Origin of the sequence: Marivita sp., from assembly GCF_051859345.1 — a bacterium.
Taxonomy (GTDB): domain Bacteria; phylum Pseudomonadota; class Alphaproteobacteria; order Rhodobacterales; family Rhodobacteraceae; genus Marivita.
Genome location: NZ_JBHYFV010000016.1, coordinates 36,617 through 56,700, shown reverse-complemented (window position 1 = coordinate 56,700; position 20,084 = coordinate 36,617). Strand labels below are relative to the sequence as shown.

The following is a 20,084-nucleotide window of genomic DNA, read 5'->3' as shown; positions in this document are numbered from 1 at the left end:
GGAAGAACCTTCTAAAATTATGAAATTACGAATTTATTTCACCCCGGACGACAAAGGCTGTCTCGAGGTCGGCATGGGAAATATCGACCGATGCACTGCCCGGCCAGTTCACAACCGCAGCGGCAAGATTGCCCAGTTTGGTTTGCTGCCCGCCTGCCCCGGCGGCTTGCTTGGCCACGGCGGTTGTCACCGCCGCCACAACCACATCGACAATCGCAGTGACAACCGCCGCAACAATCAGGGGCACACCCAGCGCTGCAACGCCGGCCACGATGTAGATCCAGGCGGGGATGTGTTTGTGGTAATCCGACTTGGTCTTGCAATATGCATTGAACTTCAAAGTTTGTGTTTTTGCATCAAAGGCCGGTTTCATCTCCTGTTTGAACCAGAACGATACGGAACTGTCCGCCAACCCGGTGATGTCGAACGTCCCGCTGGCGTTGACGTGCATCAGGTCATCATCAACGCTGATCGTCAGAGGATAGAGAAAGGGGACGTACCCGGTTCCCCAGTGATGCACTGTCGCGCATTCGGCTGGCATAGTGATGTGGGGGGGAGGAGCAGTGCTCGCCGGTTCGATCACCAGATGGATTTCGTCCCCCTTCATCCTGAATTTAAGGAATGCCTTATTCACGAATGAAGACGGCAAAGACGGCATGATGAAATGCTCGAGAAACAGGTCCGGCGCAAACGCCATATTCAGGCCGGACGAATTGCCGGTCAATGCGTTGTCGATATTGTCCGACCTGCTGCTTGCCGGACGGTCGCGTATCATCATCGCAACCACCAGATGTCCGGGTTGTTGCTTGCCCTGCTTGTCGACCGCACCCTGTGCAAACATGAAGTGTTTGTGAACCGGTTTGATCCATGATCGCTCACCCGTGGGCACGAGATTGAGCGACGTCAGCGCATAGCTCAGTTTGTCGGCATTCGCGATCAGGACCTGCGGAATGTGTTCTCGCAAATCGGTTGCGGAATTGCCCGACGAATCTTCTTTTTTCAGCGTGCCATCCAGATCGGCGTTGATCACGAAAACTGCACCCTTGGTCTTGTCCTGCTTGGACTTCCCAACAGTCTTGAGCTGAAATTTCAGATCGCAGGCTGTTCCGGCGGTGTTGTCGATAAATGCGATCTTGACCGAGACCTCCATCTGGACCCCGGCCAGATCAATCGTTGGCTTTACCGCGAATTTGCTCGCGTTTTTCAGCGTCCCGCTTTTGAAAGGCAGTTTGAGAGTGAGCGTATCGTCCGTGCCGAAACTCGTAATTTCCCAGGGATCAAAGACAGCATCAATCTTGATTCCGGACTTGTCCGAATAGGACAATGACGGAGGAGCCTTCGTCATTCTTTTTGAAAGAAGTTTGTTCAAATCGTCTTGTCGGCACGCAGCAACGATGTCCCACCCATGCGTATCCATGAATCCCCCAATGCAAATAAAGTTAACCTAGCGTAAGGTGGGTCATCGAATTCTCATACTGCTTTTTGGCGACTATCGTCGGAAATCCCGGTTTCCATGCAGGCTTGGCTATCGCGGACAATTAACCTTGGCCGGTGATTGTTTTCTGTGCAGTGTCGCGTCCATCGCCTTGGAAACACTCCCGCGCGCGAACAAGCCTTGATCAGCGGCAGGCAGGTTTCCGTCGCCGGTCCAAGTGCCGATGCGGCCCGCAAATTTTGACACATGATATAAAGCGGGTCATTGTTGAACCGTATCATTTGGAAACGGCACGACCGCGACACAATCGGAACAGGAACCCGTGCAACCCGTCGCAAGCATCCACGCATGTAAAAGTGCGCCTGTGCGACAGGATCGCGATCAAAGCCACCAGAGACAGCATGACATCACGGAACGTTTGAGTGCCACCCGCGTTGATCCCGCGATGAAAACCGCATAGATGACCCATCTACCGCAGACGTCGGGAACCGCGTCGGCGAGTGTGGTGAAGCGCGCTTGAAAATGGCGCATGTGGCCGGGATACGGGTGCTTTTGTGACGACCGACCACATCTTCGATGATTTGGACCACCGCATCGAGTTTCACAAAGGCGAAGGCAACCGTCTGGGCTTGTTTTTCACCTTCACCCATTTCATGTTCGACGATCTCGACGCCGAAGGGTTTGCGGTGCGCTACCTTCTGGACCGGGGCTACGACGTGGTGGCTTTCAAAAGCGTCAGGAACGACTGGTTTCAAGGTCTGCCAAAGACCGCCCTGCACCAAGCGGCCGCACTGGGCCGGGGGTATCGCGAGCGTGGCACCTACGGGTCATCCATGGGGGGATACGCCGCGATTGCCTTTGCGGACATGCTCGGCGCGGACCGGGTGATTGCCCTTTCCCCGCAGTTTTCGATCACCGACGACACAGATCTTCGCTGGTGGACCCAGTCGCAGGCGATCAGCGGCTGGCCATATCGTATCGAGGATGGGTCATGCCGGCGCTGTGAGGTTCAGCTCATCTATGACCCCCTTGAACCCGAAGATGTCTACCAGATCGGGTGCATCACCGCCGCGTTGGCGTCTTTGCGGATCGAACATGTCCAGGTGCCGCTCAGCAGTCATCCGACGACACATTTCCTTGTCCAGACAGGCCAGATCGCCCGGTTCATGGAAAAGGTATTGAACAGGGAAACCGACCTTGTCGCGGAATACCGGTGGTCGCGGCTGCGCAACTGCCGCGCCTACCTGCGCAGTCTCATGGGGCACGCGGCACGCAACAACCGGGCCACCCTTCACGCCCTGACCTTCAGGAGGCTGTCAGAAGTGGCCCCACACGATCCCGCCTTGAGACCCGGCAAAGGTGCGCAGGTGGTGCCAATGCCTGAACCAAAGCCTGAAGCAAGGCCCGTTCCGTCCAAGCCAACCCTCTTCGCCAAGCTGCGTCGCGTGTTCCGATGAAGGGCCGCATCAATCCGCGTCCTCCAAAGGAAAGAAACACGCCGCCTGCGTTCCAGCCGACGTCGCCGCAAGTTTCGGCACCTCCAACCGGCACCGGTCCTGCGCCCTTGGACACCGCGCGGCAAAGGCGCATCCCGGCGGCGGATTGAGCGGGTCGGGAAGTTCCGTTCCCTTGGCCTCGGGTTCCGTCAATGGACGCCCGACCACCGGGGCACTTTGCGCCAGAAGCCGCGTATAGGGATGGCGCGGATTGGCAAAGATCTCTTCGGCCGGACCGATCTCGACCACCGATCCAAAGTAGAGCACCGCGATCCGGTCGCTCACCGCCTCCACGACCGCCAGATCGTGGCTGATGAAGAGATAGGTCAGGTCGAATTCACGTTTGAGATCGGCCAGCAGGTTCAGCACCTGCGCCTGTACCGACACGTCCAGAGCCGAGACCGGTTCGTCGAGGATCAGGATGCGCGCCTTGGCCGCCAGCGCGCGCGCAATGCCGATACGCTGTGCCTGCCCGCCGGAAAATTCGTGTGGATAACGGTCCAGAAATTCCTCGCGCAGATTCACGCTTTCGAAAATCTCGGCAATCCGCGCCTGCCGGTCCGCCGCGCCCATGCCGTAGAGATGCTTCAAAGGCGCTTCCATCACCTGCCGGATCGTCTTGCGCGGATTGAGCGACGAGATCGGATCCTGAAAAACATATTGAATCTTCTTGCCAAAGACCGACGGGTCGGCATTGTCCAACGCCTCACCCTCAATCTCGATCGTCCCGCTGGTCGGCTCCAGCAACCCGACCAGCATCCGCGCAAGGGTCGATTTCCCACAGCCGGATTCGCCCACGATGCCAAGCGTTTCCCCCCCTTGCACGTCAAGCGTGATGGGATGCACCGCCTTGACCGATCCTTTGGCGGACCCGAACAGCGTACGTCCCACCGGAAAGGTCTTGGACACCTCCGTCAGTTTAAGTGCCTCGGTCATTCTGCCGCCTCGCGCGTCTTGTCCTCGGGATACAGGCACCGAACCTTGCGGTCGTCCTGCCATTCCAGCGGGATCTCCCCCGCGCGGCACTCCGGCTGCACCTTGAGACACCGATCCGCAAAGGCACAGCCGTCGGGCAGCTTGTCCACCACCGGCGGCAGCCCCGCGATGGCCTCGAGCCGCCGCTTGCCGCCGCCCAGTTCCGGCACACAGGCCATCAAGCGCGCTGTGTAGGGATGACGCGGTGCTTGCAGGATATCCTCGGTGCCACCCTCTTCGACGATGCGCCCGGCATACATCACCGCCACCCGATCACAGAGCTGTGCCACCACGCCGAAATCATGCGTGATGAACACAATCGCCAATCCCCGCGACCGACGCAGATCGTCCAGAATGGTCAACACCTGCGCCTGTACCGTCACATCAAGCGCGGTGGTCGGTTCGTCCGCGATGATGATGTCGGGATCATTGGCCAGCGCCATCGCGATGCCGACGCGCTGCCGCATCCCGCCGGACATTTCGTGCGGATAATCCGTCACGCGCTTCTCCGCATTGGGGATACGCACCGCATTCAGCAGTTCGATGGCCTTCGCCTGCCCTTCGGCCTTGCCAATGGGCCGGTGCGCCCGGATCGCCTCGATCAACTGGTCGCCGACGCGGTAGAGCGGATGCAGCGTCGCCAGCGGATCCTGAAAGATATACGCCACATTGCGTCCACGCATGTCCCGCAGTTTGCGGTAGGGTGCCCCGATCAGGTCTTCGCCATCATAATGCACCGCCCCGCCCGTGATCACCCCCGGCGGCGAGGCGACCAGCCCCATCAGCGACAACGCGGTCACGGATTTGCCCGAGCCGCTCTCACCGATGATACCCAGACATTCGCCTTTCTCGACATGCAGGTCGACACCACCCACCGCGCGATAGACACGGTCCTTGACGTGAAACTGCGTCTCCAGCCCCTGCACCTCCAGGAGCCCCTTGCCCGTGGGCGCAGGCACAGGGCCGCTGCGATCCACCTGCGTCGTCGCCATCGGCCGCGACAGCGCGCCGGACTTCAAACGCGGGTCCAGCGCATCGCGCACGCCGTCGCCCAAAAGGTTGATCGACATGACGATGATCAGGATCATCACCCCCGGCACAACCGAGGTGTGCGGATTGGTGATGAGCGCCGACCGCGCCTCGCCCAGCATCGACCCAAGATCGGCCTGCGGCGGCTGACTGCCAAGACCCAGAAAGGACAGCCCGGCGGTCTCCAGGATCATCCAGCCGATCGTGGTCGACATGGCGATCACGATCACCGGGATCACGTTGGGCAGGATCTCGGACAGGATGATCCGGGTGTTCGACAGCCCCGCCAGCCGCGCCGCATCGACAAATTCCTTATGCGCGATGCCCACGGTGATACCTCGGATATTGCGCGCGAAAAACGGAACATTGACCGCCGCCACCGCGACCAGCGCATTGAACAGCCCCGGACCCAGCGCCGCCACAATCGCCAGCGCCAGAAGGATATAGGGAAACGCCATCAACATATCGACACCGCGCATGATGATGTTGTCTGTGCGCCCACCATAGAAGCCCGCGATGATCCCGATTGCGGCACCAAGGGTCGCCGCGACAATCGCCGCCGCAAACCCGACGGCCAAGGACAACCGCGTCCCCCACATCAGCCGCGACAGCAGATCGCGCCCCAGATGGTCAGTGCCCAGCAGCGCACCCTCGGAAAAGATCGGCTGAAACCTGTTGCTCGTGTTCGTCACATCCGGGTCCGCCAAAGGCAGGATCGGCGTGACCAGCGCCAGCAGCACCACCGCCAGCATGACAATCCCGCCAGCCAAGGCCAGCCGGTTGCGCGCCAGAAGAACCAGGAACGCCCTCATGTCTTGATCCTCGGATCAAGCAGGCTCTGCGCCACGTCCACCAGGATGTTGAACAGCACGTAACAGGCGGCGACGAACACCACGCCCCCCTGCACCAGAAGGATGTCGCGAGTCAGGATCGCATCGACCAGCATCCGCCCCACACCGGGCCACTGGAAAACGATCTCGATATAAACCGCACCCGACAGCACGAAACCCGCCTGGATGCCCAGAACCGGAATGATCGACACCATCGCGGCCCGAAGCGCGTGCCGCCAGATCACGCCGCGCTCATGCACCCCCTTGGCCCGCGCCGTGCGGATGAAATCCTGCCGCAACACCTCGAGCATGGCCGACCGAGACAGCCGCGCGATGACCCCTGTCGCCACCACCGCCAGCGCCAACGCCGGCATGGTCAGATGCGACAGCAGCGCCCCCAGATCTCGGTCCCCATAGATCGGCCACATGCCCGACACCGGGAACCAGCGCAGGTTCACCGCAAAGAACAGAATCATCATCATGCCCAGGAAAAACGACGGGATTGAAATGCCCAGCAGCACGACAAAGGTGATCGCCTTGTCGCCCCATCCATACTGGTTCGCCGCCGAAATCACCCCGGCGATGATGCCGAGGATCGAACACAGAACAAACGCAGTCCCAGCAAGGATCAGCGTCGCGTTGAACCGCTCCAGCACCTCGTCCAGCACCGGCCGGTTGAGCGCGAAAGAGGTGCCGAAATCCCCGGTCAGCATATTGCCCAGCCAGATGAAATACTGCTGCACCAGCCCCTTGTCCAAACCCAGATCCCGGTTGAGCTTTTCAACATTCTCCGGGGTCGCATAGCTGCCCAGAATCGCCGTCGCCGGATCACCCGGGATCATCGCCATGATAAGAAACACGATCACCGTGATCCCCAGCAACACCGGAACCGCCGACACCAAACGCTTGAGGATATAGCCTGTCACAAAGGACCCCTTCATCTTGCCAGATAAACTCCGGGGGGTGTGGGGGGCTGGCCCCCCACTTGGTCGGGCGGGCCACGCCCGCCCGAAACTCAGTTCTTCACAACATCATCCAGAAGCAGGAAGAATGACGGCTGAAGCGAGAAGTTCTCGACCGCCTCGTTCGTCACCGCGTTCTGCTTCCAGTTGGCGACAAACACCCAGGGCGCGTCTTCCTGCACGATGGTCTGCATCTCCTTGTAAAGCCGCGCGCGTTCATCCTGATCGGTGGCGACCCGCGCCGCCTCGAGCAGTTCGTCGACCTCCTCGTTGGAATAATAGCCCGAATTGAAGCCACCTGCATCCGGCCAGGCCTCGGTGCGCAGCGCAAGGAAAGGCAGCGTGTCGGGATCGTTGGTCATCCACGCCATTTCCGCCATGTCCGCCTTGCCCTCAAGACCGGGGTTCACTTCGCCAAGGAAGGTGTTCCACTCATAGGTTTCGATGCTCACGTCAAAGCCCACCGCTTCGAGATCGGCCTGAATGGCCGTGCCCATCGCGACAGGGTCCAGCATCCCCGATCCCCCTTCGGTGACAAAGAAGGTCAGTTCCGCCCCCTCTGCCCCGGCCTCGGCGATCAGCTCGCGCGCGCGGTCAGGGTCATACGGATAGGGCTCCAGTTCCTCGTTATAGGCCCAGGCAAAGGCCGGCGGTGTCGGACCGGCAGCCACCTCGGCGGTGCCTTCAAGAACCTCCTCGACCAGCGCCGCCTTGTTGACCGCATAGTTCGCCGCCTGACGCACGCGGACATCCGCAAACGGGCCTTCCCTGGTGTTCAGGATCAGGAACCAGACATGCGGTCCGGCTTGTTCATGCACGTTATAGGCATCGCCCTGGAATTCCGACAGCGCCACCGGGGGAACCTCGACCATCAGGTCGATCCCGCCCGCCAGCATTTCGGCGGTGCGGGTGTTGGCATCGGTGATCGGGCGGAACACGACCGCTTCCAACTCGGGTGCGCCGTCCCAGTAATCGGGGTTGGCCTCGATCACAACCGCCTCGTTCGAGCGCCATTCGACAAAGGTGAACGCGCCGGTGCCCGACGGGTTGCGCCCGAAATCCGCGCCATGCTCTTCGACGGCAGCGGGCGACACGATCAGCCCCGTGGGATAGGCGAGGTTCGACAGGAACGGCGCATAGGGTCCGTTCAATGTGAACCGGACGGTCAGATCATCCACAACTTCGACGTTTTCCACGGCGGAAAAGAAGAACGCCAGCGGGAACGGGCCGGTGTCGTGATAGGGGTGATCCTCGTTCAGCATCCGGTCGAAATTGAACTTCACCGCCTCGGCGTTGAACGGGCTGCCATCGTGAAAGCTCACGCCGTCGCGCAGGGTGAAGGTATAGACCGTGCCGTCCTCGCTGATCTCCCAATCCGACGCCAGCGCCGGTTCGACCTCAAGCGTGCCGTCCCTGTAGCGCACCAACCCGTCATAGACATTCATCAGGATGCGGAAGTCGTTCACGGCGGTGACGGCCGCGGGATCAAGCGCCTTCGGTTCTGCGATCTGGCCGACAATCAGAACGCCGGGCGGGGTTTGCGCGGCGACAGGCGCAACCGCCCCAAGCGTCAGCGCCAAAGCTGTGCCAGCGGCCAACAGGCTGCGGCGGGTGACATGGAAAAGCGACATGGGTGACTTCCTCTCCTGAGATATCAGATTTTATTTATCATGATAAATTGCATCAGGCCAAATTTTCATGATAAATTCAAGTCCAAGGAAAACGGGGCCATCAATGACCATTTCAATTCTGGCTTTCGATGAAAAAACGGGCGCTTATGGCGGCGCGGCCACCACGGGAAGCCTCTGTGTCGGGGGCTGGGTTCTGCGCGGAGAAGCCGAATCGGGGCTGTCGGCGTCGCAGGGGTCTTTGCCCAGCACGATGTGGGGCAGCGATGTTCTGGACCTGATGCGGGGCGGCACCCCGGCAGCGGACGCCGTCGATCAGATCACCAAGGCCGATAGCGGTCGCGCGGAACGGCAACTGGCGGCGCTTGATCCTCTGGGCAACACTGGCCACTTCACCGGGGCCAACAGCATCGCCGTTGCCGACGTCCGAACGGCCGATCATGTCGTTGTTACCGGCAACCTGCTGGCCTCGACCGATGTTCTGGATGCCTGTCTCGATGGGTTTCTCACCGCCACTGGATCACTGGACACCCGCCTTCTCGACGCGCTCGACGCTGCCTCGCGCGCCGGGGGTGACAGCCGGGGGCTTCTGTCCGCCGCGCTGCTGGTGGTCAGCCGCGCACAGCCGCCGATGACCCTGCGTGTAGATTATTCCGAAACGCCGCTCACCGATCTGCGCGCCCTGCACAGCCGCGCCACATCGGGGCTTTACGGCGACTGGGTGCGCCATGTGCCGACGCTCGACGATCCGCAGCGCAGCGCGCCGTTCTCGGCAACCAAAGACCCGGTCACTCCGCAATGAAGCGTTTCATGACCTCGGCTTCCTGATCTTCCATCAGGTCGCGCGCCATCTCCATATGGCTTGCCATCACGCGCCGGGCCGCCTCGGCATCACCCGACCGAAGCGCGGCAATCAGGTCCAGCTGGTGATCGCGCCCGCGTTTCCAAAGATCGTGGTTCGGCGTGGCATACAACCGTTTGTAGACCGTCAGGTCGGTCAGGATCTGTGCCATGAAGCTGATGAAGAAACTCAAGAGCGCGTTTTCCCCGAAATCCGACAACCGCGCGTGAAACCGCAATGACGCGACATGCTGCAACCGCTCCTCTCGCGCATCCTTGGCTGGGGCGGCGTAGTTCCGCATGATCTCTTCCAACTCGGCCAGCTGCGCCTCGGTCAGCTTGCCCGCCAAGGAGGCCGCCATCTCGGGTTCCAGCGACAGACGCACCGCGTAGATGTCGGCGATGGTGACGTTCTGGAAATAGAAGTAATTCGCCAGCAACGCATGCGCCCGGTCGCGCGACACCTCACCGACGAAACTGCCCCCGCCCGGCCCGGTCTTGGTCTCGACCAGCCCTTGCGCCTGAAGGATGCGCATCGCCTCGCGGATCGTGCCCTTGGACATCTGGAAGCGGTCGATCAGCTCGGACTCACCGGGAAGCCGGTCGCCCGGCATCAGCCCCTGCTCGACCACCCAATCCTTGATCGCCTCGGCCACCCGCACCGGTCGGGACCGGCGTCGCGGACGTTCTGAGAGATCAGTCTTGGAGCCCGGTGTCATGGCGACCTTTAAGGTTGACGGCTGCCCCCGTTCGGACAGCCGCGCCATGCAACCAATTTATCATGATGAATACAAGCCTCACAGCCCCGCTCACGCCATCGCCGCCTCAGCTTTCTTCGCGCTGCGCATGAAGAATGCATAATAAAACACTGGTGCTGCAACCAAAGTCAGGATCGACGCAAAGGCCAAACCGCCCATGATCGTCACCGCCATCGACCTGAAGAACGCATCCCAGATCAGCGGCGTCATGCCCAGAATGGTGGTCGCCGCCGCCAGGACAACAGGGCGAAGACGCGAGGTGGATGCCTCGACAATCGACTCCTTCAGCGTTTGTTCGGGCTTTTCCGCGCGCACGAGGTCGATCTCTTCGACCAGGACGATGCCGTTCTTGATCAACATCCCTGACAGCGACAGCAGACCCAGAAGCGCGGTGAACGTGAACGGGAACCCGGTGCCCAAAAGCGCAAGGCTCACCCCGTTGACCGACATCGGCACCAGAAGCCAGATGATCAACGGCTGCCGCAGCGCGTTGAACAACAGGACCGAGATCACCACCATGATGATCAGGCTCATCGGCAATTGCCGACCAAGACTTTCCTGGGCCTGTGATGAGGATTCAAGCTCCCCACCCCATTCCATCTTGTAGCCCGGCGGCAACTCCATCGACTCGATGGCGTCCGTCACCTCGGTCTGCACCTGAGCCGCTGTCATTCCTTTGACAACATCCGCCCCGACCGTGATCGTCAGCAATCGGTCGCGCCGCATCAAAAGCGTGTTCTGCGCCTCGAAGGTAAGACCGTCCGTGACCTGTTCGATCGGCACAAAGCTTTGGGCGTTTTGCGAATAGACAACGTGATCGGTCAGGGCCAGTTCGTCACGCGGATCAGCGCGCAGGACAATCGGGATCTGCCGGTCGCCTTCACGGTAAACCCCGGCATCAATTCCCGTGGTCGCAAAGCGCAGGATCGACGTGATGTCATCGCGGGTGATCCCGGCCTCTTGCGCCCGATCCGTGGCATAGACCGGCTTCAGCACCAGTTCCTGTTCACGCCAGTCAATTCGCGGGGCCACGATGTTTTCGGACGCCTCGGTAAAGCGTTCCATCGCCTCATCCGCCAGATCACGCAGCACGTCCGGATCGGGGCCAGAGAACCGCGCCTGGATCGGATCACCACCCCCCGGACCAAAGGCCAGACGTTTGGCGCGGAATTCCCCCTCTGGCAGGTTTTGCGCCGCGAAGTCCTCCAGTTCGGCAATCAGAGGCGCGATTTCGTCGATGGTGTTGGTACGCACGATGATGTGGCCATAACTCGGGTTCGGGTCTTCGGCCTGGTAGGTCAGCATGAACCGATCCGCGCCGCGCCCGATAAAGGCGGTCGAGGAGACAACGTCCTCCTGTTCGGCCAGCCAGTCTTCGAACATCGTCAGATCGCGCGAGGTTTGTTCGATCGAAGCGCCCTGTTCAAGCTTGTAATGCACGAAGAAAAGCGGCGTGTTGCTGTCCGGGAAGAACTGCTGCTTGATCTGCCCGAACAGCATGAAACACACCACGGTGATGCCGATCAGACCGATGATCACCGCCCACCACGCGCGCAAGGCTCCGCGCAGGACAGACCCGTACATCCGGAACAGCAGCCCGCCATACGCGTCATCTTCGTTGCCCGACCCCTGCCTGAAGAAATAGTGCCCGAACAGCGGTGTCGCAGTCAGTGCCAGAATCCAGGACAGCAAGAGCGAAATCCCGATCACGGCAAACAGCGAGAACAGGAATTCGCCGGTTGCATCCGGGCTAAGCCCGATCCCGGCAAAGGCCATGATGCCGATCACCGTGGCCCCCAGCAGCGGGATTTGCGTCTTGCTCGCCGCCTCATCCGCTGCCGCGCGACTGTCCTTGCCGCGCCGCATGGCGATCTGCATGCCTTCGGCCACCACGATGGCATTGTCCACCAGCATCCCCATCGCGATGATCAACGCACCAAGGGAAATCCGCTCCATCTCGATGGAAAAGATCGCCATGAAGAACAGCGTGCCAACCACGGTCAAGAGCAACGTCACACCAACGACGACGGCCGCGCGCCAGCCCATGAACAAGGCCAGAACAATCACCACGATGGACACCGACATTGCAAGGTTGATCAGGAACGCGTTCGAGGCTTCCTCGACCACGACATGCTGCTGGTAGATCGGCTGCAAGTCGACACCCAACGGGATTTGCGACGACAACTCGGCCAGTTTCGCATCAGCTCGCTTGCCGACATCGACGATGTTCTCGGATCCGATCCCGGCGATCCCAAGCGTAAACGCCTCGACCCTGTTATGCCGGATGATCAGGTCAGGGGTGTCTTCCCGCGCGCGGCGCACGTCCGCAAAATCGAACAGGTTCAGGATTTCGCCACCAACCCCGACGGTCAGGCCGGCGATCTCTTGCACCGTGTCATAGCCGTCTGGCCCCTGGATAAGCGTGCGTCCATCCTCGCTCTGGATCGACCCGCCATCCACAACCGAATTGGCGGTTGCCAACGCGCCCTGAATGGCGGCGGGCGGAATGTTGAGGTTTGTGCTCAAGACAAGGTTCGGCTCTACATAAATGACCTCGCTGGGCACGCCGGACAGGCTCACATCGGCCACACCGTTGACCGTCAGCAATTCCCGGCGCAGGAATGTCGCGAGATTGTAAATCTCGGCATCCGAAAACCCCGGCGCAGTCACGGCGTAGTAGATGCCGTAGACATCGCCAAACCCGTCATTCACAAACGGTCGCCCCACGCCGTCGGGAAGGCGCGCGGCATTGACCCGGTTGCGCAGCTTGGTCCAGATTTGCGGCAATTCATTGCCATCAAACTGGTCCTTCATGTCCACTGTGATACGCGACAGTCCCGGCTGGTTCACCGACCGGACTTCCTTGACCTCGGACATCTTCTGAATCTCGGATTCAAGAGGTTCGGACACTTCCCGCGCAACCTGCTGGGCATCGGCACCGGGATATTCCGTCACCACCACGGCGGTCTTGATCGTGAAGGCCGGGTCTTCCAGCCGCCCAAGAGCAAAGAACCCCCAGATGCCACCCAGAAGCGCGCCGAGAATGATAAGCCATGTGATGATCGGGCGGTCGATGGACGCTTTTGCGATATTCATGCTGCAACGCTCAGTTCGTGAACCCGGCGAACCGCTTTACGCGGTCCCCGTCATTCAGTTGGCTGGCCCCGCTGGCGACGATTTCTTCCCCCGGTTCAAGGCCTTCGGTCACGCGCACATTGCCGCGAATGGTCGGCTCGACCGTCACCGGGCGGCGGGCGACAGTGCCTTCATCCGCGCCGGTGGGTGTGAACACCATCACGTTGGGGCTGCCGTCATTGCTGGTGTTCACTGCCGACGCCGGGATGATGATGTCCGACGTCCCGCCATTCAGCGTCGCATAGACCGTGACGGACGACCCCGGCAGGATTGTCTGGTCCTCTGGAGGCGTCATTCCCAACGTGATCTGATAGGTCTGCCCAACCTGCGACGTCTCGGCATTGAATTCGCGCGGGGTCACCGGGTATCGCTTGTCGATGGTTGGAAACTGCGCCGAAAGTTCCATGCTCGGATCCCGACCGGCGCGCTGAAACAGGACTTCCGGCACTTCGATTTCAATCCTCAGATCGGACATGTCATGCAGCCGTGCAACCGGCGTTCCCGCGCTGATGGTTGCAAAATTCGCGACGTTCCGCGATGCCACCAGCGCATCGAACGGTGCATGCAGCGTGGCGTTCTTGAGTTCCCGTTCGGCATTGCGCACCGCGATCGCGGCAAGTTGCAGCGACGTTTCCGCATCATCGACGGTCACCTGGCTCACGGTGCTGCCCTGAAGCTTTTGCAACCGCTCGACCGTGCGTTGGGCCTGATCCTCTTGCACCCGCGCCCGATCCAGCGCCAGTTCGAAAGGTTCCAGATCCAGTTGCGCAACCGTCGTCCCCTCAAGAATACGTTCACCTTCGATCAGCGGGATCTGGATGATCTGACCACCCACCTGAAACGCGAGATCAACCGTCTCTTTCGCGACGACATGCCCGAAAAACTGCCGCGTCACCGCACCATCCGCCGATTGCACTTCGATAATCTTGGCCAAACGCATATCCTGCGCCACGGACATCACCGGGCTGACAAGCAGCAACAAGACAACAAACAGGCGGTGCATGGGAAAACTCCAGGTTGACTCAGGGCTATTGGAAGAATGGCCAATGCTCGGCGGCGTTCCTTCCTTATGTGCCCCCTATCTAAACTGATCGGTTCACTTTGCCAGATCAAATTTCGCGCACATGACAGAATTCACTGTGCATAATTGCGCAGATCTCTTGTCAATACAGCCAGAACAGCGTGATCGCCGGGAACAGCACCAGCAGGATCACCCGCAGGATGTCCGAGGTCACGAACCAGATCACCGCCTTGTAAGTCTCCATCATCGGTGTGTCACGGTCCATCGAATTGATGATGAACAGGTTCATCCCCACCGGCGGCGTGATCAGCCCAACCTCGACCACGATCAGCACGAGGATGCCGAACCAGATCGCCACCCATTCGGCTTCGATCCGGTTCGCCATGCCCTGGGTCACGCGAATGTCCAGCGCCTGCATCTGCTCGCGGGTCAGTTCGATCCCGCCCGCGATTGCGGCATTGATCGACCCCAGCATGTCCTGCGTCATGCCTTCGGGAATACCCGTCTTCAGAACCTCGCGCGCGGCATCCGCCTGCATCACCGCCAGATCGACAAAGCCGAAATCCATGACCGAAATCACCGGGAAGAAGATCGGGATGGTCAGCAGGATCATCGACAGGCTGTCCATCAGGCAACCAAAGACAAGGTAGAAGAGCAGGATCAGCGATAGCACCATGAAAGGGCCCAGCCCCATGTCTACGACCCAGTTCGACAATTCCTGCGGCACCTGCGTCAGCGCCAGGAACCCGTTGTAGAACGCAGCCCCCAGCACGATGAAAAAGATCATCGCGGTGCTGACAGCCGTCTGGATGATGCTCTGCTTGAACACGTCCCAGCCGAGGTTCCCCGACACCAGCGCGATCAGCCCTGTCCCTGCCGCGCCCACGGCAGCACCTTCCGTTGGCGTGAACCAACCTGCATATATCCCTCCAACAACCAGTCCGAAGACCAGCAAGACAGGCCACACGTCAAAAAGCGCGCGCCACCGATCCGCAAACGGCACAGGGTCCCGATGTCCTGCCGCCTCTGGATGTCGTCGGACGTAAAGCGAAATCGTTAAGATATACCCAAGGGCGGCAAGTACCCCCGGAATGAATGCCGCGAGAAACAGCTTGGCGATGTTCTGTTCGGTCAGGATCGCGTAAATCACAAGGATCACCGACGGAGGGATCAGGATGCCCAGCGTGCCGCCCGCAGCCAATGTCGCGGTCGAGAATCCGCCGGAATAGCCGTTGCGCCGCAGTTCCGGCAGCGCCACCCGGCTCATCGTGGCGGCAGTGGCCAGCGACGATCCGCAGATCGCCCCGAACCCGGCACAGGCCCCGACCGACGCCATCGCAACGCCGCCCTTGCGGTGCCCCAGCCAGGACTCCGCAGCCTTGAACAGCGCCTGCGACATCCCCGACAGGGTCGCGAACTGCCCCATTAACAAGAAAATCGGAATAATCGACAGCGAATAGCTGGAAAACGTTGAATATGTCTCGGACTTCAGCCGCGCCAGCACCACGTCCGGGCTGCCCAGCGCCAACCAAAGCCCGCCAATCCCGCAAAGCAGCATCGCCAGCCCGATCGGCGCGCGCAGAAAGATCAGCACCAACAGGACCGGAAAGGACCAGATGCCCAGCTCCAGCATGCTCATGTCGCGTCAGCCCCCGACGCCGGCAAGATAGACCGCCCGGTCGCGGCAAAGGTCACCCGCCCGACCGAACAATAAAGCGCCGTCACCGAGGCCACAAAAGCGGCGACGAAACTTGCAGCATACGCCCACCAGATCGGGAATTGCAGCAGGAACGTAGTTTCGCCATTGCCGTACTTGTCCAGCAACCCGGCACATAGCCGCCATGTAATCAGCCAGATAATCAGCGTCAGAACAACGTCCCAGAACGCGATCAGCCAGCCATTGATCGACTCCGACAGGCGCGACGTGAAGACGTCGACCGTCGCATGACCGGCGTAAAGCTGACAGATCGGCAAAAAGGCAAAGATCGAAAACGCGATGCCTGCCTCGACCAGTTCGAAATCGCCCGTCACCGGCCCCACGCCCGACGCGATCAATCCCTCGGCAAAGCTTTGAGACAGCGCCGTAAGCCAGTCGCTATGGCCCATGGAATTGAGCCCGCGGCCCAGAACCGACACGCAGGTCAGCAGAACCAGACCCGTCAGGACAAGACCGCCAAGAATGGCCATCGTCCGCGCGAGGCGCTCAATCGCCGTTGTCATGCCGCTCTGCCCCCTGCCTTGGTGCGCCGCCCGGATCCCATCCGGACGGCCCACCACGCTTTACTGCGTGTTGTGCTTTTCCAAAAGCTCATTCGCACGCGCGATGAGGGCATTTCCGTCGATGCCCTTTTCATCCATCTCGGCGATCCATTCATCGGTGGTCGCCGCAGCCGCCTCGCGCCACGGACCGGCATCGGCCTCCGAAATGCTGATCAGGTTGTTGCCCATATCCAGCGCCGCTTCGCGCGACGGGGTGTCATCCGCCTGCATCTGCGTGCCGGCCATGCGGCTGAACTCCGCACCCGACTGCCCATCGATCGCCGCCTTGAGGTCATCCGGCAGGCTCTCATACTTTTCCTTGTTCATCGCAAAGATGAACGTGGTGGTGTAGATTGCGTTGCCCTCGAACTCGGTGTGGTTCTCGACCAGCTCCGCCACCTTGAGCGCACCTGTGACTTCCCACGGGATCACCGTCGCATCGACGACACCCTTGGACAGCGCTTCGGGGATCGCCGGAACCGGCATGCCCACCGTCGTCGCCCCTAGGTTGGTGAAAAGCTTGTTCGTCACCCGCGTCGGCGCGCGCAACTTGACCCCGTTAAGGTCGCCCGGCGTCGTGATCGGATCGGCGGAATGGATCACACCAGGGCCATGCACCCAGACGCCCAGCACTTTGAAATCGGCAAAGTCCTGATCCAGCATCTGCTCTTCGACCAGCTCCCAATAGGCCGCCGACATATCGCCCGCATCGGTCATGGTGAACGGCAGTTCGAACACCTCGGCACGCGGGAAACGGCCCGGCGTGTACCCCGCCACGGTCCAGATGATGTCGGCCACGCCGTCAATCGCCTGATCAATCAACTGAGGAGGCGTGCCGCCAAGCTGCATCGACGGGAAATGCTGGATCTCGATCCGCCCTCCCGACGCTTCCATCACCCGGTCGGCCCAGGGCACCAGCACGTTCTTGGGCACATTGGCCTGTGCCGGCAAGAACTGGTGCATCCGCAGCGTGACCTCTTGCGCAAACGCGCCGGTGCCCAGCGTCAGTGCCAGTGCGGTTGTTCCAGCGAGCTTGAGAAAGGCGCGCTTGATCATGGTTCATTCCTCCCTGTTGTCTATCGGCATAAACGCACGAAGGCCGCGCCGAATCCAAGGAAAATCTAGCCGCGCCCGATATAAGGCATGGTCGTCGCCATCACCGTCATGAACTGCACATTGGCATCGAGCGGCAGGTCGGCCATGTGCAAAACCGACGACGCGGCATGTGCCACATCCATGACAGGCTCTACCGGAGTGCCCGCATCTTCCGCCTGTTTGCGCAACCCGTGGACAATCTCGGTCTCGGCATTGCCGATGTCGATCTGCCCGCAAGCGATGTTGAACGGCCGCCCATCAAGCGAGATCGACCGCGTCAGTCCGGTGATCGCGTGTTTGGACGCCGTATAGGGCGCCGATCCCCAACGCGGCACTTGGGCCGAGATCGACCCATTGTTGATGATCCGCCCACCCTGCGGGGTCTGCGCCCGCATCCGCGCAAAAGCGGCCTGCGCACAGATGAAACTGCCCGTCAGGTTGATGTCGATACAGCGCCGCCAATCAGCCAGCGGAATCTCGTTGATCGGCGCGCCAAGCACGGCGATACCCGCATTGTTGAACAGCGCATCCAAGCGTCCCCAACGGTCGATCACCGTATCGAACGCCGTCGCAACCTCGGCCTCGTCGGTCACGTCGCAGGGCAAGACCAGCGCAGTGTCCACCCCCGCCGCGATTTCCTCCAGCGGCTCCGCCCGCCGTCCGATCAACCCGACCTGCCAACCCGCCTCCAGAAACGCCTCAGCACTGGCTTTGCCGATCCCGCTTCCAGCCCCCGTAATGATGATCGTCTGTCGCATGACACTGCTCCTGTTTCATCTTGCCCATAAACTCCGGGGGAGTCGCCCATCGGGCGACGGGGGCAGCGCCCCCAGACCCCCTCAGTGATTGTCCCGCGGTAAATCTTTGGCGATCCGCTGATACGCCGTCGCCAGCTCAAGGCACCCACCTTCCGCCAATTGCCCGACATGGCGGCGATAGATCTCTTCCCAAGGCGTCTGGTTGACGATTTCGGGCGCACGCCACGCCGCCTTGCGCGCCTCCCACTCCGCGTCCGCCACCAACGCATTCAGCGTCGAGGCGTTCAGGTCCAGCCGCACCCGGTCCCCGGTCTGCAAATAGGCCAGACCACCCCCCACAACCGCCTCGGGGGACGCGTTCAGGATCGACGGGCTTTCCGACGTGCCCGATTGCCGCCCATCACCCACTGTCGGCAAGTGATTGACCCCCGCGCGCACCAGCGCGTCGGGTGGCTGCATGTTTACCACTTCGGCTGATCCGGGGTATCCAACACAGCCCACGTTGCGGATGAACAGGATACTTTCCTCGTCGATGCCCAACTCGGGATCATTGATCCGGTCGTGATAATCCTCCGGCCCTTCAAACACGATGGCGCGCGCCTCGAACACACCTTCCGCGCCGGGTTTCGACAGGAACCGTTTGCGGAAATCCGGCGAAATGACAGAGGTCTTCATCAAGGCGCTATCGAAAAGGTTGCCGGATAACACCTTGAACCCCGCCTTGTCGCGCAGCGGCGCGTCATGGGTCGTGATCACATCCCGATCAAGGCTCTCCCATTGCGCCAGCACATCTCCAAGGCTCTGCCCCGAGGCAGTCATCACCCCCTCGTGCAACCGCCCCGCCTTGCGCAACTCGCCCATCACCGCAGGCACACCCCCGGCGCGATAGAAACTCTCGCCCAGGTATTCGCCCGCAGGCTGCATGTTCACCATCAAGGGCACGTCAAACCCGATTTTCTCCCAATCGGTCACGTCCAGCGCAACCCCGGCATGACGCGCAATCGCCTGCAAATGCGGCGGCGCGTTGGTCGATCCGCCGATCGCGGCATTGACCACAATCGCATTCTCGAACGCCTCCCGCGTCAGAATGTCCGACGGCTTCAGATCGTCCAGCACCATCTGCACGCAGCGCTTGCCAGTCTCGTAGGCCATCGCCATGCGCTCCCGGAACGGGGCCGGGATCGCCGAATTGCCGGGTAAGGACATGCCCAGCGCCTCGGCCATCGCGTTCATCGTGCTGGCTGTGCCCATCGTGTTGCAATGCCCCAAGGACGGGGAGGACGCACAGGCCAGTTCCATGAATTCCTCGTAGCCGATCTCGCCCCGCGCCATCAGCCGCCGCCCTTCCCAGATCGTCGTGCCGGACCCCGCGCGCTTGCCCTTGTACCAGCCATCCAGCATCGGCCCGCCATTCAGCGCAATCGCCGGAACATCCATCGTCGCCGCCCCCATGAGCTGCGCCGGCGTGGTCTTGTCGCAGCCCGTGGTCAGCACAACGCCGTCAATGGGATATCCGTGCAACACCTCGACAAGGCTGAGATAGGCAAGGTTCCGGTCCAACGCCGCCGTCGGGCGCTTGCCGGTCTCCTGAATCGGATGCACCGGGAATTCCATCGGAATGCCCCCACCATCACGGATACCCGCCTTGATCCGGTCCATCAGGAACACATGGATCTTGTTGCAGGGCGCAAGGTCCGACCCGGTATTTGCAATCCCGATAATGGGCTTCTCTGCCTGCAACTCGCCCTGAGTGAACGACTGGTTCTGATAGCGCTCCAGGTACAGCGCGGTCATCCCCGGATTGTTCGGGTTGTCGAACCATTCCTGTGACCGGAACCGTTTGTTCGCGCGCGTGTCGGACAT

General features: G+C 61.0%; 15 protein-coding genes. 2 read left to right on the top strand and 13 right to left on the bottom strand.

The window, feature by feature from the left end:
* Positions 1-25 precede the first annotated feature (25 nt).
* Complete coding sequence (locus ACTIEN_RS12150) at positions 26-1,417, bottom strand: TULIP family P47-like protein (RefSeq protein ID WP_439523408.1); 1,392 nt, start codon at positions 1,415-1,417, stop codon at positions 26-28.
* 572 nt (positions 1,418-1,989) lie between these two features.
* Between ACTIEN_RS12150 and ACTIEN_RS12145 the strand changes: the two genes are divergently transcribed.
* Positions 1,990-2,892, top strand: coding sequence for a hypothetical protein (locus ACTIEN_RS12145; protein WP_439523407.1), 903 nt, complete (start codon positions 1,990-1,992; stop codon positions 2,890-2,892).
* A 9-nt stretch (positions 2,893-2,901) separates the two neighbouring features.
* On the opposite strand, the gene ACTIEN_RS12140 is transcribed toward ACTIEN_RS12145, so the two are convergent.
* The 4 genes from ACTIEN_RS12140 to ACTIEN_RS12125 all read right to left on the bottom strand — a co-directional run bounded on the left by ACTIEN_RS12140 (position 2,902) and on the right by ACTIEN_RS12125 (position 8,358).
* Positions 2,902-3,867, bottom strand: coding sequence for an ABC transporter ATP-binding protein (locus ACTIEN_RS12140; protein WP_439523406.1), 966 nt, complete (start codon positions 3,865-3,867; stop codon positions 2,902-2,904).
* A complete protein-coding gene (locus tag ACTIEN_RS12135; RefSeq protein ID WP_439523405.1) occupies positions 3,864-5,747 on the bottom strand; it encodes a dipeptide/oligopeptide/nickel ABC transporter permease/ATP-binding protein in 1,884 nt (627 codons plus the stop codon). The genes ACTIEN_RS12140 and ACTIEN_RS12135 overlap by 4 nt, the downstream gene beginning before the upstream one ends.
* Complete coding sequence (locus tag ACTIEN_RS12130) at positions 5,744-6,691, bottom strand: ABC transporter permease (RefSeq protein WP_439523404.1); 948 nt, start codon at positions 6,689-6,691, stop codon at positions 5,744-5,746. The genes ACTIEN_RS12135 and ACTIEN_RS12130 overlap by 4 nt, the downstream gene beginning before the upstream one ends.
* Positions 6,692-6,780: 89 nt before the next feature.
* Positions 6,781-8,358 (bottom strand): ABC transporter substrate-binding protein, encoded by a 1,578-nt coding sequence (locus ACTIEN_RS12125; RefSeq protein WP_439523403.1) that lies wholly within the window; start codon positions 8,356-8,358, stop codon positions 6,781-6,783.
* A 103-nt stretch (positions 8,359-8,461) separates the two neighbouring features.
* Here ACTIEN_RS12125 and ACTIEN_RS12120 point away from each other — a divergent pair, with 103 nt between their 5' ends.
* Positions 8,462-9,157: a DUF1028 domain-containing protein gene (locus tag ACTIEN_RS12120; RefSeq protein ID WP_439523402.1), complete on the top strand. Its 696-nt coding sequence runs from the start codon at positions 8,462-8,464 to the stop codon at positions 9,155-9,157.
* Here ACTIEN_RS12120 and ACTIEN_RS12115 read toward each other — a convergent pair.
* From ACTIEN_RS12115 to ACTIEN_RS12080, 8 genes are all read right to left on the bottom strand, one after another.
* Complete coding sequence (locus ACTIEN_RS12115; protein ID WP_439523401.1) at positions 9,144-9,914, bottom strand: FadR/GntR family transcriptional regulator; 771 nt, start codon at positions 9,912-9,914, stop codon at positions 9,144-9,146. The genes ACTIEN_RS12120 and ACTIEN_RS12115 overlap by 14 nt on opposite strands.
* A 90-nt stretch (positions 9,915-10,004) precedes the next feature.
* Positions 10,005-13,049, bottom strand: coding sequence for an efflux RND transporter permease subunit (locus ACTIEN_RS12110; protein ID WP_439523400.1), 3,045 nt, complete (start codon positions 13,047-13,049; stop codon positions 10,005-10,007).
* A gap of 10 nt (positions 13,050-13,059) precedes the next feature.
* On the bottom strand, positions 13,060-14,091 hold the full coding sequence (locus ACTIEN_RS12105) for an efflux RND transporter periplasmic adaptor subunit (RefSeq protein WP_439523399.1): 1,032 nt from the start codon (positions 14,089-14,091) through the stop codon (positions 13,060-13,062).
* A gap of 160 nt (positions 14,092-14,251) precedes the next feature.
* Complete coding sequence (locus tag ACTIEN_RS12100; RefSeq protein ID WP_439523398.1) at positions 14,252-15,748, bottom strand: TRAP transporter large permease; 1,497 nt, start codon at positions 15,746-15,748, stop codon at positions 14,252-14,254.
* Positions 15,745-16,329: a TRAP transporter small permease gene (locus tag ACTIEN_RS12095; RefSeq protein WP_439523397.1), complete on the bottom strand. Its 585-nt coding sequence runs from the start codon at positions 16,327-16,329 to the stop codon at positions 15,745-15,747. The genes ACTIEN_RS12100 and ACTIEN_RS12095 overlap by 4 nt, the downstream gene beginning before the upstream one ends.
* Before the next feature lie 60 nt (positions 16,330-16,389).
* Positions 16,390-17,424 (bottom strand): TRAP transporter substrate-binding protein, encoded by a 1,035-nt coding sequence (locus ACTIEN_RS12090; protein ID WP_439523396.1) that lies wholly within the window; start codon positions 17,422-17,424, stop codon positions 16,390-16,392.
* Positions 17,425-17,489: 65 nt separating this feature from the next.
* On the bottom strand, positions 17,490-18,221 hold the full coding sequence (locus ACTIEN_RS12085) for an SDR family oxidoreductase (protein ID WP_439523395.1): 732 nt from the start codon (positions 18,219-18,221) through the stop codon (positions 17,490-17,492).
* 81 nt (positions 18,222-18,302) lie between these two features.
* Positions 18,303-20,084, bottom strand: a complete 1,782-nt coding sequence (locus ACTIEN_RS12080; protein WP_439523394.1) for an IlvD/Edd family dehydratase — start codon at positions 20,082-20,084, stop codon at positions 18,303-18,305.

Coding starts and splice junctions, on each gene's coding strand:
- ACTIEN_RS12110 (WP_439523400.1), bottom strand. CDS start 13,049: ATGAATATCGCAAAAGCGTCCATCGACCGCCCGATCATCACATGGCTT.
- ACTIEN_RS12085 (WP_439523395.1), bottom strand. CDS start 18,221: ATGCGACAGACGATCATCATTACGGGGGCTGGAAGCGGGATCGGCAAA.
- ACTIEN_RS12125 (WP_439523403.1), bottom strand. CDS start 8,358: ATGTCGCTTTTCCATGTCACCCGCCGCAGCCTGTTGGCCGCTGGCACA.
- ACTIEN_RS12100 (WP_439523398.1), bottom strand. CDS start 15,748: ATGAGCATGCTGGAGCTGGGCATCTGGTCCTTTCCGGTCCTGTTGGTG.
- ACTIEN_RS12135 (WP_439523405.1), bottom strand. CDS start 5,747: ATGAGGGCGTTCCTGGTTCTTCTGGCGCGCAACCGGCTGGCCTTGGCT.
- ACTIEN_RS12090 (WP_439523396.1), bottom strand. CDS start 17,424: ATGATCAAGCGCGCCTTTCTCAAGCTCGCTGGAACAACCGCACTGGCA.
- ACTIEN_RS12105 (WP_439523399.1), bottom strand. CDS start 14,091: ATGCACCGCCTGTTTGTTGTCTTGTTGCTGCTTGTCAGCCCGGTGATG.
- ACTIEN_RS12140 (WP_439523406.1), bottom strand. CDS start 3,867: ATGACCGAGGCACTTAAACTGACGGAGGTGTCCAAGACCTTTCCGGTG.
- ACTIEN_RS12115 (WP_439523401.1), bottom strand. CDS start 9,914: ATGACACCGGGCTCCAAGACTGATCTCTCAGAACGTCCGCGACGCCGG.
- ACTIEN_RS12095 (WP_439523397.1), bottom strand. CDS start 16,329: ATGACAACGGCGATTGAGCGCCTCGCGCGGACGATGGCCATTCTTGGC.
- ACTIEN_RS12120 (WP_439523402.1), top strand. CDS start 8,462: ATGACCATTTCAATTCTGGCTTTCGATGAAAAAACGGGCGCTTATGGC.
- ACTIEN_RS12150 (WP_439523408.1), bottom strand. CDS start 1,417: ATGGATACGCATGGGTGGGACATCGTTGCTGCGTGCCGACAAGACGAT.
- ACTIEN_RS12080 (WP_439523394.1), bottom strand. CDS start 20,084: ATGTCCGACACGCGCGCGAACAAACGGTTCCGGTCACAGGAATGGTTC.